Origin of the sequence: Ferrovibrio terrae (assembly GCF_943372915.1) — a bacterium.
Taxonomy (GTDB): domain Bacteria; phylum Pseudomonadota; class Alphaproteobacteria; order Ferrovibrionales; family Ferrovibrionaceae; genus Ferrovibrio; species Ferrovibrio terrae_A.
This window is the reverse complement of the sequence record NZ_CALSAN010000015.1, coordinates 14,928-31,131: the sequence shown is the minus strand read 5'-3', so window position 1 is coordinate 31,131 and position 16,204 is coordinate 14,928. Positions and strand designations below refer to the sequence as shown.

Below are 16,204 nucleotides of genomic sequence, written 5' to 3'. Positions count from 1 at the left end.
AATGGATTTTCGCAGCGACAACGTGGCCGGCGCAGCGCCCGAGATCATGACCGCCCTGATGGCGGCCAACAGTGGCACGGTATCGTCCTATGGCGCCGATCCATGGAGCGTCGAACTGGATGCCGCTTTCTCCGTTCTGTTCGACCATGACTGCAAGGTGTTTCCGGTTGCCACCGGCACCGCCGCCAATGTGCTGGCCTTAAGCTGCATCACGCCGGGCTATGGCGCCATCTATTGTCATCAGGACAGCCATATCGTCACCGATGAATGCAATGCGCCGGAATTCTATACCGGCGGCGCCAAGCTGGTGAATGTGCCGGGCGAGAACGGCAAGATCGACCTTGCCGCACTGGATGCACTGCTGGCGCTGGGCTGGAAGGGCTCACAGCATAATCCGCAGCCTGCGGCGGTCAGCATCACCCAGGCCACCGAGGCCGGTACCGTCTATTCGCCCGATGAAGTCGCCGATATCGCTCATCGCTGCAAGGCCAATGGCATGAAGCTGCATATGGATGGCGCACGCTTTGCCAATGCGGTGGCCGGGCTGAACTGCGCACCGGCAGACCTCACCTGGCGTGCCGGCGTCGATGTGCTCAGCTTTGGTGCCACCAAGAATGGCGCGATGGCAGCGGAAGCGGTGGTGTTCTTCAAGCCCGAGCTGGCGGAGAGTTTCCTCTATCGCCGCAAGCGTGGCGGCCATCTGTTTTCCAAGTCGCGCTTCCTGTCGGTGCAGCTGCTGGCCATGCTGGAAAATGGCCTGTGGCTGCGGCTGGCGCGGCAGGCCAATGCGCGCGCGCGCGAACTGGCCGATGGCCTGGGCAAACTGCCCGGTGCGAAAGTTGTGTGGCCGGTGCAGGCCAACGAGGTGTTCGTGCAGCTGCCGGTTGCGGCGGCAGCGGCGATGCGCCAGCGCGGCGCGCTGTTCCACACCTGGAGCGAGGCCGACAGCCTGTATCGCTTCGTCTGTTCCTTCGACAAGACTGCCGATGATACGGCGGCGCTGGTGCAGGCGGCCGAAGCCGCGCTGGCTTAACTCTCCGGGGTCATGACCCACGGCGGCGTCGGCGAGAAGCGTTCGGCCAGAAAATCGACGAAGGCGCGCACGCGCGCGGCCAGATGCTTGCGGGCGGGATAGACCGCATAGATCGGCCAGCTGTTGTGGCGGACGAAGTCGTTCAGCACGGTGACCAGTTTTCCCGTGGCGATCTCGCGGTAGGCGAGTGAGTCGGCAAGATAGGCCAGGCCGAGGCCTTCGCTGCAGAGACGGAACAACGCATCGCCACTGTTGGAATAGATATGGCCCGGCACGGCGATCTGTTCCTCGCGTCCGTCGGGCCAGCGCATCGACCACTGGTTCAGCGCATTGACATCGTTGCTGTGGATCGCGCGATGCTGCAGAAGATCGGCGGGCGTTTGTGGAATGCCATATCGTTCGAAATAGCGCGGTGCGCCGCAGATCATCCGTGTATAGGTTGCCAGCTTGCGCGCGATCAGCGTCTCGTCACGCACATCGTTGAGGCGGATGCCGACATCGTCGCCCTCGGCAATCAGGTCGACAATGTGATCGGTGAAGGTCAGCTTTATATCCACCTTGGGATGGCGGGCGATGAAGTCGGGAATTGCCGGCACGATCTGCGTCATGCCGAAGCCATGCGCAACGTTGATGCGCAGCAGGCCGCGCGGTTCGGCCTCGGCGCCGCCGATGCTGGATTCCACCGCATCGATCGTGGCGAGGATCTCGCGCACCTGTTCGGCATAGACGCGGCCCTCGGCGGTCAGGCTGACCCGGCGCGTGGTCCGCTGCAACAGGCGGGCACCCAGCCGGTCTTCCAGGCGGGAGATCAGCTTGCTGACGGCGGATGGGCTCAGGCCCAGCACCTTGGCGGCCTCGGTGAAGCCGCCCTGGTCCACCACCTGCACGAAGGCTTCCATTTCGCCGTAACGGTTCATGATCGCTCTATTTATGAATTTAAGTCATCAAATACTGCCATAATACTGTATTAATGAAAAGTGCAGTGCGGGATAGAGTTTGCCTCAGCCACCCAGCAGAGGAAGGCCTCCCCCATGACCTACAGCACCACCCAGTCCACCAACCTGATGACCGACATCGACAAGCGTTTCGACATGAGCGTCGCCGTTTCGCCGGTCCGTTACATCTCGGCCGATGAAATGGCCTATCTGCGCGCCCGCGCCGTGACCCTGCGGTCCGAGGCGAGCCTGGCCTTCTTCAAGACCATCGGCGCCAAGCTTGCCGGCCTGTTCCGCAGCCGCGCCGCCGAGTGGTCGGCGCCGACCGGTGCCGTTACCGCCAAGTAAGGCGTCACCACCCAGTAACGTCTTGCGGCCTCGCCGCCGCTGACTTAGGTGAACGCTGCGCCGTCATTTCAGGCGGCGCAGCGGAGTCCCCGATGTCAGCCCAGCCCCAGCGCCTGCCCGCCGTCTTCATCAGCCATGGTTCGCCCATGCTGACGCTGGAACCGCAGCGTCCCGCGCATCAGTTCCTGCGCAGCGCCTCAACCCTGTGGCCGCGGCCGCAGGCGATCCTCGCCATATCGGCCCATTGGGAAACCGAATGGCCGGAAGTCGGCGCGACGGCAAAGCCCGAGACCATCCACGATTTCTACGGCTTCCCGCCGGCGCTGTACCAGATGCACTACACCGCACCCGGTGCACCGGCGCTGGCTGACCGCATCCATGGCCTGCTGGAAGCCGCCGGTTTCAAGTCGGTGCTCGACCCCTCACGCGGCCTCGATCACGGCGCCTGGTCGCCGCTCACGCTGGTCTATCCCGATGCCGATATCCCGGTGCTGCAGCTCTCCATCCAGTCGCATCGCGATCCGGGGCATCACCTGGCGCTGGGGCGTGCCCTGGCGCCCTTGCGCGACGAGGGCGTGCTGATCATGGCGACCGGATCAATGACGCATAACCTGCGGCAGCTGGATCGTAGCGACAGCGGCCCGCCTGCCGACTGGGCGATGGCCTTTGCCGAATGGATGGCGCAGAAGCTGGAACAGCGCGACGATGCCGCCCTGCTGGACTATCGCCAGCAGGCGCCGTTTGCCACCCGCAATCACCCCACCGATGAACATCTGCTGCCGCTGTATGTGGCACTGGGCGCGGCGACGCCGGGTGCGCCGGCCAAGCGCATACATGCCAGCTTTGCGCTGGGTGCGCTGGCGATGGACAGTTACAGCTTTACCTGAGGCGCCGTGTTCAGCGACTGATATCGATCAGCAGTCGCACCATGACCACGTCAAGCACGACGATATACAGCAGCATCGCCAGCAGCATGAAGTAGCGGTGAATGTCGCCGCTTAGCTTTGGCTTGCGCCGCAAGGCGCTGCGCGCGAAGTTGGAAAAATCCGCTGCCAGATAGGCCATCTTTGCGTGCTCGTTGGCCTGCCAGGATTGCAGCATGGCGATCACCACCACACTGAAGATGCCCACGAAGACCAGGAAGCCGGCGACGAAGCGCGCCACGTCATGCGCAAAAGGCGCGGCAATGCCGATGGCGACCAGTGACAGGCCGAGGATGGTGAAATACTGCAGCACGCGCCACTGCTGATCCTTGGCGAACAGCACGTTGCGTGCGGCCGCGTCATAGAGCAGGCGGTATTCGGCATGGGTGATGTCGTCCAGCTCGCTGGCGGCCAGCTGTTCCTTTTCCGCGGCCTCGTCATCGGGCGCGGGGGGATTTGCTTTCGGTGCGAGCGGGCGCGGTGGAGCGCCGGGTTTGGGCGGAACGGCCATGGCCCCAGTCTAGGCCGTTCTTACAGTGCCGTGAAGTCGATATAGGTGTCCGCCAGCGTGACCCGGAAGTCCAGCGCATCGCCGGGTTGCACGGTGCGATCGGCCGGCAGCCAGCAGACAGCCTGTCCCCAGTGCCGCATGGCGCCGCCGGGTCCGGTGGACAGCATGATGGCCTCATCGAGCCAGAGTTCGAACCAGAAGACCAGGGCCTGTGCCGTGCCGGCCCGGGTGATCGGCGCCGACCAGGCCAGGCACTGCGGCCGGGTCCAGTCGGGCGGATTGGCGAAATCGATACGCTGCACCGGCAGGATCTCGCTCAATACCGTATGCGCCTCATGGTCGAGGCGCACATTGCCATGGGCAGAGCGGTTGCGGAATTTATCAAAGGCCGAAAGATCGAAGCCGCTCAGGCTGCGCAGCGGATTGACCTGGCGTTGCTGCGGCAGGGTCACGATCTGTGCCACGACCTGCGCCGAGGCCGGAATGATTTTCGCGCCGGCCTTGGCAAGGCGCTTCAGCGCATCGCGGCTGGTCGGCAGCATGCCTTCGCCGATCAGGCCGGCATCCAGCACCTCCGCCACCACCAGATCGGCCACACCACCCATATCGGTGGCGAGGTCCAGTTCGGTCGAGCGTTTGGCGATCACCTGGATGCGGTCGGCATAGCCGTTGGCGGCGACGATCTCGCGCGCGGTGCCGGCGATCAGCGGATGCGCCTCGCAGGCGATCACGCGTTTTGCGCCGGCGCGGGCCGCCATCATCGCCAGCAGGCCTGAACCGGTGCCGATATCCAGCACGACGGTTTCCGGCGTGATGGCCTTTTCCAGGGCGGCCTGGAAGGCATCGTTGCGCGCCATATCGGCCAGCATCGGGAAATGCCAGCCGGGAATCGCGCCGCTCAGCAGCGCCGACAATGCCTCCTGCACTTCGGGCAATTCCGGCGCCAGTTTCGCCGCGGCCTGGAATGCCGCGGTCGCGGTGGCGCTGTCGCCCAGCTCGCGCGCCGACTGGCCAATCGCCATATGGGCGGCGACCAGGCCGGCATCATGCTTCAGTGCCGTCTGCAAGGCGGCAATCGCCTCGCGGAAACGATGCCGCTTCTGGAAGGCAAGGCCGAGATTGAGATGGGCGAGGGCGAGATCGGGCTGCTGCCGTGCCGCCTCTGTATAGGCGGCGATGGCGCCATCGAGATCGCCTGAGAGTTCGAGCGCGACGCCCAGGTTGATGCGGGCGCCGATGAACTGCGGCTGGCGTTCCAGCAGCTGGCGGTACTCCACCGCGGCTGCGGCATGGGCGCCGCCCTCGCGCAGCAGGTTGGCCAGGTTGAACTGTGCCTCAATGAAACCGGCGCGCAGGCGCATGGCCTGGCGATAGGCGGCTTCGGCTGCGGCAGGATTGCCCAGCATGGCCTGGGCGAGGCCGAGATTGTTGGCGGCGTCGGCGGCGGTCGGGTCCAGCGCCAGCGCCTGCTCGGCCGCGCGCACCGCCTCTTTGGCCTGGCCGGCGGCAATGAACAGCAGGGCGGCATTGTTCAGATAGGCGGTCTGGCCCGGCTGCAGGGCGATGGCGCGCTGGATGTATTTCACCCCTTCGGCCGGCCGGCCGGCCTGGTGATGCAGCAGACCGAACTGGTGCAGCACGTCGGGCTGCTGCGGATTGCCACGCAGCATGTTCTGGTAAATCTCGGCCGCCTGGTTCAGGCGACCGGCCTGCTGGTGCTGCAGGGCGGTCTGGAAGGGGTCGGACATCGGCGGGACCATAGCCGCTTCGCCCGCCCAAGGCGACTGGCGGGCCCGGCCCGGCAGGGCCCCGCCGGGCACCGGCAGAAATTGCCGCCCGGCAAAGGCAGCGGCCCTCAAACGCCCCCGGCGTTTCAATTATTCAAGCAAAAACAATTAGTTATTTTGTGGCGTGGAGTTGGCCCGTCGCTTGCTTCTACCCCGGCGACGAATGAGGTTACCCATGCAAGTTACCCAGGTTAACAACGCCGCCACCACCGCCCTTGGCCAGACCCCGGCCGAGGACACTGCGAGCCGTGCCGACGAGTTTGCCCGGGTGCTGCGGAGCGCCTTCAGCGGCAAGGGCAGCGAGGCGGTGACCAAGGCCGCCGAACGCGCTGCGCCGGAGGCCGCCACCCGCACCGAACCCCGCCGGGAGCCCCGCGCCCCTGAGCGTCCGGTGGCCGACCGCCCCCAGTATGAAGCAGCCGAAACCCAGCGCAGCGAAGACGACGCCGCCCCGCGCAGCGAGTCCGCCCCCCGCGAGACGAGCCCGCGCGAGACGACCGCCGCCAAGCCGGCTGAAAAGCCGGCCAAGAGCGAGGCCAAGCCGGCCAAGGATGCGGCGCAGCCGACGGAGTCGACCAAGGACACCGCCGATCAGACCGACAAGACCGCCGAAGCCGCGCCGCAGACCGAAGCCAAGGACACTGCGCCGGCCGGCGAACAGACCGAAGTCCCGGTCGATGAAACGGCCAGCACCGATGAAACCCTCGACACGGCTGAGCCGGTGGTCGCGGTGGATGCCGATGCCGCCCTGATCCTTCTCAACCTGCTGACGCAGGCGCAGCCGGTGGCAACGCAGCCGGCGGCAACGCAGGTCGTCGCGCCGGCGACGGAAACCGCTGTCGCCACCCCGGTTGTGCCGGTCGCCACGGTGCCCGCAGTCAATCCGCTGGATGCTGCCGCTGCCGCGCTGGTGGCTGCTGCCGATGCGCTGCATGGCGACGTGCCCGAACAGACCGCCGCTGCGGCTGCCGCGGCCGCCGCCGCCGCGACGATGCAGATCGCCGACGATGCCGCCGCCGCCACGGTCACTGCCGATGCCGCGGCCATGGCCAAGACCGCCACCGCAACCAGCGCCGCCGCCCTGCTGTCGCAGCAGCAGACGGTGACACCGGAAGATTTCGCCGCCATCCAGCAGGCGCTCGCCACCCAGGCGCAGGCGCAGCAGGGCGGCAAGCCGGTGGTGACCACTGAAGCCGCCCCGAAGGCCGAAGCCAAATCCGCCGACAAGCCGGCGCTGACGATTGATATGCAGGCTGTAACGACCACCACGGCAGTGAAGCCGCTGGTCGATCAGGCCGCGCTGTTCGCCATGCAGGGCGATGACCAGAGTGCCGATGATGCGGCACTGCTGCAGCAGCAGGCCCAGGCCGCACAGACTCCGGCACAGCCGGCGGTCCCGGAATTGAAGTTCAATGCCGCATTGTTGCAGGCCAATGCGGAAGCGCAGTTGCAGAGCAGTACCTCTACCACCGGCAATAACAGCAGTTCGTCCAACCAGCAGGCGATGTCGGTCAGCGCGTCCTCCGCGCCGGCAACGCAGGCCACCCAGCATACCGCCGCGCAAACCGCCGCCCGACATCTCAATCCCTATATCCCGGCCGGCGAACAGGTCGCGGTGCAGATCAAGAAGGGCGTTGCCGAAGGCGCCGACAAGATTTCGATCAAGCTCGATCCCGGCAATCTCGGCAAGGTCGAGATCAAGCTGGAGATCGGCCATGACGGTCGCCTGATGGCGGTGATCAGCGCCGACAAGCCCGACACGCTGCTGATGCTGCAGCGCGACGCCAGCCAGCTGGAACAGTCGCTGCGTGATTCCGGCCTGAAGACCGACCAGCAGTCGCTGAGCTTCACCCTGCGCGATCAGGGTCAGGACAACAACGGCCGCGACGGGAACGGCGGCGGCAATGGCCGCAATCGTGGTCGCGGCGGCGATGAATATGCCGAAACCGGCTTGAAGACTGATCCGGCACAGGTTGCCGCCACCAATGCACAACGGGCAGCCGCGGCACGCGGCGGGCTCGACATCCGCATCTGATTTTCCGCAAGGAGAAAAATCATGGTCACCGCAGTCACCTCCACCGCGACCACCAGCAGCACACCGCAGACGGCGTCCGAATCTTCCAGTGTCTCGCTGGCGAAGAATTTCGACACCTTCCTCACGCTGCTGACCACGCAGCTGAAGAACCAGGATCCGACCTCGCCGATGGACTCGAAAGAGTTCACCACCCAGCTGGTGCAGTTCAGCCAGGTCGAACAGTCGATCAATCAGAACAAGAACCTGGAGAAGCTGATCTCCATGTTCTCGGCCCAGCAGAGCAGCAACAACCTGAATTTCATCGGCAAGATCGTCGATGTCGACGACAATCAGGTGAAGCTGCAGCAGGGCGGCGCGGCCTTCTGGTCCTACGAGCTGCCGGCCGGCGTCAACAACGTGAAATACAACATCATCAATTCAAGCGGCCAGGTCGTGCGCAGCGTGACGCAGACCTCGGAACAGGCTGGCGGCTTCAAGACCGGCAAGACCGAAATCGCCTGGGACGGCAAGGACGGCAAGGGCAATGCGCTGCCGGCCGGCACCTACAAGCTGGAAGTCGTGGCCAAGGATGCCGGCGGCAAGACCGTCGATGGCGTCAAGGTCTATGCGCGCGGCTATGTCGAGGCGCTCGAGACCGTCGACGGCACGCAATACCTGGTCGTGTCGGGCAACAAGTTCCTGCCTGAGAAGGTGGTGTCGGTGTTCCCGGCGCCGACCAACGACAATACGGGCGATGACGAAGAAGAAGAGGCGGCGAGCTGATCGCCATCGGGTCAGCACGGCATTTCAGGTTTTTTGTTAGAGGCGGATGAGCACCATGCAGAACATCATCGAGACTGTGAATCCCCAGACGCGTGCGGCGACGGCGCCGACCAGTGTCATCGGTCCCGAGGGCCAGCGCATCACCCGCGAATCGCTGCCGCCGCCCAATACCAAGCGCTGGGTGATTCGCCGCAAGGCTGAGGTGGTGGCCGCCGTGCGTGGCGGACTGCTCACGCTGGAGGAGGCCTGCGAGCGCTATATCCTGACCATCGAGGAGTTCCAGTCCTGGCAACGCGCCATCGAGCAGCATGGCCTGCCCGGCCTGCGCGCCACCCGTCTTCAGGACTATCGCCCGGGCACCCTGCGCGATCCGCCGGGCCGTTCGCTCTAATTCAGCTAACTATAAGATTCTGTTCAATATTTTTAGGTTAACATTCCGGTAGGCAAATTTTGCCGGGATGTTAACCTCTCTTTCATCCCGGCTTCCTACTTTGGCGTCGAGGGACAGGTGGTGCCTGTCCGCAACGCGTGCCTGGTGCATGGGGTGATGCCGTGAACGGAATTATGAATATGATGCGGAACATCGGTCCCGCCCGGCTGGCAATGCTGGCGGCGACCGCTGCGATTCTGATCGGTTTCTTCGTATTCCTCGGTATGAAGGTCACGCAGCCCAAGATGGCGCTGCTGTATGGCAATCTCGACCTGCAATCCTCGGGCGAGATCGTCGCCCGCCTCGAAGCCCAGAAAATCCCCTACCAGATCGCCGCCAACGGCGCCCAGATCCTGGTGCCGGAAGACCGCGTGCTGCGCGCCCGCATGCAGCTGGCCGAGGGCGGCCTGCCGTCGGGCGGCGGCGCCGGCTATGAAATCTTCGACAAGGCCAATGCGCTGTCGGCCACCAATTTCATGCAGAACATCAACCATCTGCGTGCCATGGAGGGCGAGCTGGCCCGCACCATCCGGTCAATCGACCAGGTGCAGTCGGCGCGCGTGCATCTGGTGCTGCCCAAGCGCGAGGTGTTCAGCCGCGAACAGCGCGAGCCCTCGGCGTCCATCATCGTCAAGACCAGGGGCGGCCGGCTGGACCAGCCGCAGGTGCGCGCGATCCAGAATCTCGTCGCCTCCGCCGTGCCCGACCTGAAGCCGTCCCGCATCTCCATCGTCGATGACCGCGGCAATCTGCTGGCTGGCACCAGCGAAGAGCCCGATGCAGCCACCGCCACGGCCAACCGTATGGCCGATATGCGCCGCGTGATGGAAGAACGCCTGCGCAAGAATGTCGAGGCGCTGCTCGAGCGCTCGGTCGGCGTCGGCAATGTGCGCGCGGAAATCTCGGTCGATATGGATTTCGACCGCGTCACCACCAACCAGGAACTGTTCAATCCTGACCAGCAAGTGGTGCGTTCGACCCAGACCATCACCGAAAACAACCAGAGCCAGGAAGGCCAGCAGAACGTCTCGGTCGCCAACAACCTGCCCGAGGCCCAGGGCCAGGGCGGTACCCAGGCGACCACGACCGGCAACCGCACCGAGGAACTGGTCAATTACGAAATCTCCAAGACCATCCGCACCCAGGTGCGCGAAGCCGGCGTGCTGCGCCGCATTTCCGCCGCCGTGCTGGTCAATAATATCGTGCAGGTCGACGGTTCGGGCCAGCGCTCCTACCAGGCGCGCTCGCCCGAAGAAATGGCGCAGCTCAATGCGCTGGTACGCAATGCCATCGGGTTCGACCAGGCGCGCGGTGATACCATCGAAGTCGTCACCATGCGCTTTGCCGAGCCGGGCGACATTCCGGATGAGATTGACCCCAACAATCTGCCGGTGCTGCTTGGCCTGACCAAGGCTGAGCTGTTCCGCATCGGCGAGATCGCCGGCTACGTGCTGCTCGGACTGCTCGCCATGCTGCTGGTGGTGCGCCCGCTGATCCGCCGCGTGCTGGAAGCCTCGCAGGAAAGCGAAGACATTCCGCCGGGCATGCTGACGCCGGCGATGCCGGGCCTGCCGATGGTGGTTGGCGGCGCGCCGATCGCCGAATTGCCGGCCGCACCTGACGCCGGCATGGCGCCGCCGACGCCCGGCATCGAGTCGATGATCGACATCGCCCGCATCGAAGGCCAGGTGAAGGCCTCCAGCTTGAAGAAGATCGGTGAGATCGTCGACAAGCATCCGGAAGAAGCCGTGTCGATTATCCGCAACTGGCTCTATCAGGCCGCCTGACGGGTCGCTAGGAGCGCGCTATGGCAGAAAAAGATTTTCGTCAGCTGAAGGGGCCGGACAAGGCCGCCATGCTGATGCTTGCGCTGGGCGAGGAACATTCCTCCAAGATCTGGCCGCTGCTCGACGACGAAGAGATCAAGGAAATCTCGCAGAACATGGCCAACCTCGGCGCGGTGAATTCCGACGTCGTGGAAAAGCTGTTCCTCGAATTCGTCAACAACTTCTCCTCCACCGGGTCGCTGACCGGTACCTTCGACAGCACGGAACGCCTGCTGATGAAGGCGCTGCCCAGCGAGCGCGTCAACCAGATCATGGAGGAAATCCGCGGTCCGGCCGGCCGCACCATGTGGGACAAGCTCGCCAACGTGAACGAAAACGTGCTGGCGAACTACCTGAAGAACGAATATCCGCAGACCGTCGCCGTGGTGCTGTCGAAGATCCGTCCCGAGCATGCCGCCCGCGTGCTGGCCGCGCTGCCGGAAGAATTCTCGATGGAAGTCGTCATGCGCATGCTGCGTATGGAATCGGTGCAGAAGGAAGTGCTCGACAAGGTCGAGCAGACGCTGCGCACCGAATTCATGTCGAACCTGGCGCGCACCAACCGCCGCGACGCCCACGAAATGATGGCGGAAATCTTCAACAGCCTGGATCGCAACACCGAGGCGCGTTTCCTTGCTGCCCTGGAAGAGCGCAGCCGCGACGCCGCCGAGCGCATCAAGGCGCTGATGTTCACCTTCGAGGATCTGATCAAGCTGGACCCGTCTGGCGTGCAGACCCTACTGAAGAGCGTGGAAAAGGACAAGCTGGGCCTGGCGCTGAAGGGCGCTTCGGAAACCCTGCGCGACCTGTTCTTCTCGAACATGTCCGAACGCGCGTCCAAGCTGCTGCGCGAGGAAATGGAATCGATGGGTCCGGTGCGCCTGAAGGATGTCGACGAGGCGCAGATGCTGATGGTGAATTCGGCGAAGGAACTGGCGGCCAAGGGCGAAATCATGCTGGCCGACAACAAGGGCGAAGACGAGCTTATTTACTGATGCCGCATCAATTGATGATTGGGAAAGCAGCGTAACCCCTGATGGCAAGCAAGGCCAAATTCCTGTTCGACATGCCCTTCGACGGCAGCCGCCCGAAGGTGGAGCGCAACTACGCGCCCAAGGCACCGCCGCCGAAATACTCGGCCGAGGAAATCGATGCCGCCAAGGCCGCCGCCTTTGCCGAAGGCGAGGCCGCCGGCCGCGCGGCTGCGCATGGCGAGCATCAGCGCAATCTGGAAGCGGCCCTGCACCATATCGGCATGATGCTGGGCGATATCGCCAACAGCGAACAGCGTGCCCATGTCGCCGCGCGCACCGAGGCGACCGAGCTGGCGGTGGCGATTGCCCGCAAGCTGGCCGGCCGGCTGATCGAACGCCAACCGATGGACCAGGTGGAAGCCCTGGTGCTGCGCTGCATGGATGACATGCGTGACGAGCCGCGCCTGGTGATCCGCGCCGCTGAGCCGGCGGTACAGCAACTGGATGCCAAGATCGATCAGCTGGTGGCGCAATCCGGTTTCGGCGGCAAGGTGGCTCTGGTGCCCGATGAGACGATGGCGCCGACCGATTGCCGCATCAACTGGGCGGATGGTTCGGCCGAACGGCGCCAGGCGGCGCTGGAACAGGAAGTCGATCAGGCCGTCGAACGGTATCTGGCCGGTCTGCAGGCGCAGCTGGCGGAGCCCGGCGAGTAGCCGCGGCGGGGAGTGAACGAGTATGGCTGATAGCGACGATCTCGACCTGAAGGACCTCGGCCAGGGCGCCGGGATGATGGAAGAAGACGATCCGAATGCGGCGCGTACCGCAGCCGATCTGCAGGCCGTGTTCGATATTCCGGTGCATGTCTCGGCCGTGCTCGGCAAGGCCAACATGCAGGTCAGCCAGCTGCTGAAACTGGGCCGCGGCGCCGTGGTCGAGCTGGACCGCAAGGTCGGCGAGGCGATCGATATCTACGTCAACAACCGCCTGGTGGCGCGTGGCGAGGTCGTGGTGGTGGAAGACCGGCTGGGCGTGACCATGACGGAAATCATCAAGGGTGGCCGCGGTGGCTGAGCCGCACAAAACCTTTAAGTCGGGAAGTCGGGGCGGATTATGCGGCTGATCATCTTTGGAACGCTCAACGGGCAGATCGGCGCGGCAACGCGCATCGCGCTGCAGCGCGGCGCCAAGGTCATCCAGGTCGAGGATATTGAACAGGGCCTCAACACGCTGCGCTCCGGCCGTGGCGCCGATCTGGCCATGATCGATGTCAGCCTCGATGTCAAACTCCTGGTCGACAGCCTGAAGGCTGAACGCATCAACCTGCCGGTGGTGGCCTGCGGCATCGGCAACGATGCCCGCGCCGCCGTGGCCGCCATTCGCGCCGGCGCCAAGGAATATCTGCCGCTGCCGCCCGAGGCCGATCTGATCGCCGCCGTGCTGGAAGCGGTGGCGGAAGACAGCCACCAGATGCTGTTCCGCGACCCGGCGATGGGTCAGGTGGTCAAGCTGGCCGAGCAGGTCGCGCCCAGTGGCGCCTCGATCATGATCACCGGCGAAAGCGGCACCGGCAAGGAAGTGATGGCGCGGTATATCCATATCAAGTCGCCGCGCGCCGACCGGCCCTTCGTGTCGGTCAATTGCGCCGCGATCCCGGATACGCTGCTGGAATCGGAACTGTTCGGCCACGAAAAGGGCGCCTTCACCGGTGCGGTCGCGCGCCGGCTCGGCAAATTCGAGGAAGCCAACGGCGGCACGCTGCTGCTGGACGAAATCAGCGAGATGGACGTGCGCCTGCAGGCCAAGCTGCTGCGTGCCATCCAGGAACGCGAGATCGACCGCATCGGCGGCAGCAAGCCGGTCAAGGTGGATATCCGCGTGATCGCCACCTCGAACCGCAACCTGGCCGATGAAGTGGCCAAGGGCACCTTCCGCGAGGATCTGCTGTTCCGCCTCAATGTGGTGAACATCAAGCTGCCGCCGCTGCGCCAGCGCCCGGCCGATGTCGAGCTGCTGTCGACCCATTTCGTCAAGAAATATGCCGAAGCCAATGGCGTGCCGGAACGGCCGCTGTCGCCCGCCACGCTGGAGGCGCTGCGCATGGCACCCTGGCGCGGCAATGTGCGCGAGCTGGAAAACACCATGCATCGCGCCGTGCTGCTGGCCATGGGCTCGCAGATCGAACTGGCCGATATCCGCCTGCCCGATGGTTCGGCGCTCACCGATGCGATCGGCCGCAGTGCCGGCGCCACGGCGGAAGCGCCCAATGGCGAAGGCGGCGCCGCGCCCAATCTGGTCGGCCGCACGGTGGCCGATGTCGAGCGCGACCTGATCATCGACACGCTGAAGCATTGCCTGGGCAACCGCACCCATGCGGCCACCATTCTCGGTATTTCGATCCGCACCTTGCGCAACAAGCTGAAGCAGTATTCCGACGAAGGCCTCGCGGTTCCCGCGGCCAACGAGGGCACGCGCGTCACGGCCTGATGCCGGGTCGCGCGGGTTGAGGAGAGACGGGTATGGCGGAGAATTTGCCGGCTGACGCTCCAGCCGCCCCAGCGGGCGGTGGCGGCAGCTTTTTCGGCCGGCTCGGCAATATCGGCAGCCATGGCGACATCCTGCTCGCCATCGGCATCATGGCGATCCTGTCGGTCCTCATCCTGCCGATGCCGACCTGGCTGCTCGACGTGGCGCTGGCGCTGTCGATCACCATGTCGGTGCTGGTGATGATGACCTGCCTGTTCGTGCAGCGTCCGCTCGAATTCTCCAGCTTCCCGACCGTGCTGCTCATCACCACGATGCTGCGCCTGTCGCTGAACCTGGCCTCCACGCGCCTGATCCTGGGCCATGGCCATGAGGGCACCGATGCGGCGGGCCATGTGATCGAGGCCTTTGGCCAGTTCATCATGGGCGGCAACCTGGTGATCGGCATCATCGTGTTCGCCATCCTGGTGATCGTGAACTTCGTCGTCATCACCAAGGGTTCCGGGCGTATCGCCGAAGTGTCGGCCCGCTTCACCCTCGATGCCATGCCCGGCAAGCAGATGGCGATCGACGCCGATCTCTCGGCCGGCCTGATCGACGAAGCCACGGCGCGCGTCCGCCGCAAGGAGCTGGAAGACGAATCCGGCTTCTTCGGTTCGATGGACGGTGCCTCGAAATTCGTGCGCGGCGATGCCGTTGCCGGCCTGCTGATCACCTTCATCAACCTGATCGGCGGCATCCTGATCGGCGTGATCCAGAACGGCATGCCGTTCGGCGCGGCGCTGAACACCTACTCGATCCTGTCGGTCGGTGACGGCCTGGTGGCGCAGATCCCGGCGCTGATCATCTCGGTCGCCGCCGGTATCATGGTCTCGAAAGGCAGCGTCACCGGTTCGGCCGACAAGGCGCTGTCCAAGCAGTTGTCCTCGGTCAAGGCGCTCGGCATGTCGGCCGGCCTGTCGCTGTGCTTCGCGCTGATCCCGGGCATGCCCTTCCTGCCCTTCATGATGCTGGCGCTTGTTTCCGGCGGTCTCGCCTATCTGGCCTGGGAGCAGGAGAAGAAGATGGCGGTGGCCGCCTTCGTGCCACCACCCCTGCCGCCGGCGGCGCCCAATCCTCTGGACGAGCCGGTCACCAACGCGCTGGCGATGGACGACCTGCGGCTGGAGCTGGGCTTCAGCCTGCTGCCGCTGATCAACGATGCGCGCGGCTATCGACTGACCGATCAGATCAAGGCGCTGCGCCGCCAGATTGCCATCGACATGGGCTTCATCATGCCCAGCGTGCGCATCCTCGACAACATGCAGCTGCCCGGCACCACTTACGTGATCCGCGTCAAGGAAGTGGAAGCCGCCCGCGGCGAGGTGAAGCCAAACCTGCTGCTGGTGATGGACCCGCGCGGCGAGCGCATCGCGCTTTCGGGCGAGGAAACCATCGAGCCGACCTTCGGCCTGCCCGCCATGTGGGTGGACGAAAGCATGCGCGACGAGGCGATGTTCCGCGGCTATACCGTGGTCGATCCCGGCACCGTCATCACCACGCATCTGACCGAAGTGGTGAAGGACAATATGTCCGACCTGCTCAGCTTCGCCGAGACCCAGAAACTGGTCGACGAGCTGAAGAAGAGCAACGAAAAGCTGGTCAGCGAAGTGATTCCGACCCGCACCAATATCAACGGCGTGCAGCGCGTGCTGCAGAACCTGCTGGGCGAACGCATCTCGATCCGCGATTTTGCCACCATCCTGGAAGCGATTGCCGAGGCCAGCGGCTATACCCAGTCGATCACCCAGATCACCGAGCATGTGCGCGGCCGCCTGGCGCGCCAGATCTCCAATTCCAATGTCAGCCCCGATGGCTATATCCCGCTGGTGACCCTGTCGCCGCAATGGGAGCAGAACTTCGCCGAGGCGCTGGTCGGCCAGGGCGAGGATCGCCAGCTCAGCATGCAGCCGTCGCGACTGCAGGAATTCATCACCCAGGTACGGCAGACCTTTGAACGCCTGGCAGCCGAGGGGCATATGCCGGTGCTGCTGACCAGCCCGTCGGCGCGGCCCTATGTGCGCTCGATCATCGAGCGCTTCCGCCCCGCCACCGTGGTGATGTCGCAACAGGAAATCCATCCGAAGGCCAAGCTTCGGACGATTGCGCAGATCTGA

The 16,204-nt window shown here is 64.7% G+C and carries 15 protein-coding genes; 12 read left to right on the top strand and 3 right to left on the bottom strand.

What is annotated here, in order from left to right; all coding sequences use genetic code 11:
- Position 1: 1 nt before the first annotated feature.
- Positions 2-1,033 carry a low specificity L-threonine aldolase gene (locus AAG821_RS12115; protein WP_341912584.1) on the top strand — a complete coding sequence of 344 codons (1,032 nt, stop codon included), beginning with the start codon at positions 2-4 and terminating at the stop codon, positions 1,031-1,033.
- Here the strand turns inward: AAG821_RS12115 and AAG821_RS12110 are convergent.
- Entirely contained in the window at positions 1,030-1,950 is a 921-nt protein-coding gene (locus AAG821_RS12110; protein ID WP_341912582.1) for a LysR family transcriptional regulator, read from the bottom strand. The genes AAG821_RS12115 and AAG821_RS12110 overlap by 4 nt on opposite strands.
- A 114-nt stretch (positions 1,951-2,064) precedes the next feature.
- Here AAG821_RS12110 and AAG821_RS12105 point away from each other — a divergent pair, with 114 nt between their 5' ends.
- The gene (locus AAG821_RS12105) at positions 2,065-2,316 is read left to right on the top strand and encodes a hypothetical protein (protein ID WP_341912580.1); all 252 of its coding nucleotides are present in this window, start codon (positions 2,065-2,067) and stop codon (positions 2,314-2,316) included.
- A gap of 92 nt (positions 2,317-2,408) precedes the next feature.
- A complete protein-coding gene (locus AAG821_RS12100; protein ID WP_341912578.1) occupies positions 2,409-3,203 on the top strand; it encodes a class III extradiol ring-cleavage dioxygenase in 795 nt (264 codons plus the stop codon).
- A gap of 10 nt (positions 3,204-3,213) precedes the next feature.
- Here the strand turns inward: AAG821_RS12100 and AAG821_RS12095 are convergent, their stop codons facing one another.
- Complete coding sequence (locus tag AAG821_RS12095; RefSeq protein ID WP_341912576.1) at positions 3,214-3,750, bottom strand: hypothetical protein; 537 nt, start codon at positions 3,748-3,750, stop codon at positions 3,214-3,216.
- Between the two features lie 20 nt (positions 3,751-3,770).
- Positions 3,771-5,498 carry a tetratricopeptide repeat protein gene (locus tag AAG821_RS12090; RefSeq protein WP_341912574.1) on the bottom strand — a complete coding sequence of 576 codons (1,728 nt, stop codon included), beginning with the start codon at positions 5,496-5,498 and terminating at the stop codon, positions 3,771-3,773.
- 214 nt (positions 5,499-5,712) lie between these two features.
- Here AAG821_RS12090 and AAG821_RS12085 point away from each other — a divergent pair, with 214 nt between their 5' ends.
- The 9 genes from AAG821_RS12085 (at position 5,713) to flhA (ending at position 16,204) form a co-directional block, all read left to right on the top strand.
- On the top strand, positions 5,713-7,572 hold the full coding sequence (locus tag AAG821_RS12085; RefSeq protein WP_341912573.1) for a flagellar hook-length control protein FliK: 1,860 nt from the start codon (positions 5,713-5,715) through the stop codon (positions 7,570-7,572).
- Positions 7,573-7,593: 21 nt separating this feature from the next.
- Positions 7,594-8,334 (top strand): flagellar hook assembly protein FlgD, encoded by a 741-nt coding sequence (locus AAG821_RS12080; RefSeq protein WP_341912572.1) that lies wholly within the window; start codon positions 7,594-7,596, stop codon positions 8,332-8,334.
- Positions 8,335-8,389: 55 nt separating this feature from the next.
- Positions 8,390-8,725 carry a DUF1153 domain-containing protein gene (locus AAG821_RS12075; RefSeq protein WP_341912571.1) on the top strand — a complete coding sequence of 112 codons (336 nt, stop codon included), beginning with the start codon at positions 8,390-8,392 and terminating at the stop codon, positions 8,723-8,725.
- 179 nt (positions 8,726-8,904) lie between these two features.
- Positions 8,905-10,551 carry a flagellar basal-body MS-ring/collar protein FliF gene (fliF, locus tag AAG821_RS12070; RefSeq protein ID WP_341912570.1) on the top strand — a complete coding sequence of 549 codons (1,647 nt, stop codon included), beginning with the start codon at positions 8,905-8,907 and terminating at the stop codon, positions 10,549-10,551.
- A 20-nt stretch (positions 10,552-10,571) separates the two neighbouring features.
- The gene (gene fliG / locus AAG821_RS12065; protein ID WP_341912568.1) at positions 10,572-11,585 is read left to right on the top strand and encodes a flagellar motor switch protein FliG; all 1,014 of its coding nucleotides are present in this window, start codon (positions 10,572-10,574) and stop codon (positions 11,583-11,585) included.
- Positions 11,586-11,626: 41 nt separating this feature from the next.
- A complete protein-coding gene (locus AAG821_RS12060; RefSeq protein ID WP_341912566.1) occupies positions 11,627-12,280 on the top strand; it encodes a hypothetical protein in 654 nt (217 codons plus the stop codon).
- Positions 12,281-12,302: 22 nt separating this feature from the next.
- The gene (gene fliN, locus AAG821_RS12055; RefSeq protein ID WP_341912564.1) at positions 12,303-12,638 is read left to right on the top strand and encodes a flagellar motor switch protein FliN; all 336 of its coding nucleotides are present in this window, start codon (positions 12,303-12,305) and stop codon (positions 12,636-12,638) included.
- Positions 12,639-12,677: 39 nt separating this feature from the next.
- Positions 12,678-14,051 (top strand): sigma-54 dependent transcriptional regulator, encoded by a 1,374-nt coding sequence (locus AAG821_RS12050; protein ID WP_341912562.1) that lies wholly within the window; start codon positions 12,678-12,680, stop codon positions 14,049-14,051.
- Between the two features lie 32 nt (positions 14,052-14,083).
- Positions 14,084-16,204 carry a flagellar biosynthesis protein FlhA gene (gene flhA / locus AAG821_RS12045; RefSeq protein WP_341912561.1) on the top strand — a complete coding sequence of 707 codons (2,121 nt, stop codon included), beginning with the start codon at positions 14,084-14,086 and terminating at the stop codon, positions 16,202-16,204.

What these genes read in the sequence shown, in the direction of transcription:
- AAG821_RS12095 (WP_341912576.1), bottom strand. Translation starts at nt 3,750, where the DNA reads ATGGCCGTTCCGCCCAAACCCGGCGCTCCACCGCGCCCGCTCGCACCG.
- AAG821_RS12115 (WP_341912584.1), top strand. Translation starts at nt 2, where the DNA reads ATGGATTTTCGCAGCGACAACGTGGCCGGCGCAGCGCCCGAGATCATG.
- AAG821_RS12105 (WP_341912580.1), top strand. Translation starts at nt 2,065, where the DNA reads ATGACCTACAGCACCACCCAGTCCACCAACCTGATGACCGACATCGAC.
- flhA (WP_341912561.1), top strand. Translation starts at nt 14,084, where the DNA reads ATGGCGGAGAATTTGCCGGCTGACGCTCCAGCCGCCCCAGCGGGCGGT.
- fliG (WP_341912568.1), top strand. Translation starts at nt 10,572, where the DNA reads ATGGCAGAAAAAGATTTTCGTCAGCTGAAGGGGCCGGACAAGGCCGCC.
- AAG821_RS12110 (WP_341912582.1), bottom strand. Translation starts at nt 1,950, where the DNA reads ATGAACCGTTACGGCGAAATGGAAGCCTTCGTGCAGGTGGTGGACCAG.
- fliF (WP_341912570.1), top strand. Translation starts at nt 8,905, where the DNA reads ATGATGCGGAACATCGGTCCCGCCCGGCTGGCAATGCTGGCGGCGACC.
- AAG821_RS12085 (WP_341912573.1), top strand. Translation starts at nt 5,713, where the DNA reads ATGCAAGTTACCCAGGTTAACAACGCCGCCACCACCGCCCTTGGCCAG.
- AAG821_RS12090 (WP_341912574.1), bottom strand. Translation starts at nt 5,498, where the DNA reads ATGTCCGACCCCTTCCAGACCGCCCTGCAGCACCAGCAGGCCGGTCGC.
- AAG821_RS12060 (WP_341912566.1), top strand. Translation starts at nt 11,627, where the DNA reads ATGGCAAGCAAGGCCAAATTCCTGTTCGACATGCCCTTCGACGGCAGC.
- AAG821_RS12050 (WP_341912562.1), top strand. Translation starts at nt 12,678, where the DNA reads ATGCGGCTGATCATCTTTGGAACGCTCAACGGGCAGATCGGCGCGGCA.
- fliN (WP_341912564.1), top strand. Translation starts at nt 12,303, where the DNA reads ATGGCTGATAGCGACGATCTCGACCTGAAGGACCTCGGCCAGGGCGCC.
- AAG821_RS12080 (WP_341912572.1), top strand. Translation starts at nt 7,594, where the DNA reads ATGGTCACCGCAGTCACCTCCACCGCGACCACCAGCAGCACACCGCAG.
- AAG821_RS12100 (WP_341912578.1), top strand. Translation starts at nt 2,409, where the DNA reads ATGTCAGCCCAGCCCCAGCGCCTGCCCGCCGTCTTCATCAGCCATGGT.
- AAG821_RS12075 (WP_341912571.1), top strand. Translation starts at nt 8,390, where the DNA reads ATGCAGAACATCATCGAGACTGTGAATCCCCAGACGCGTGCGGCGACG.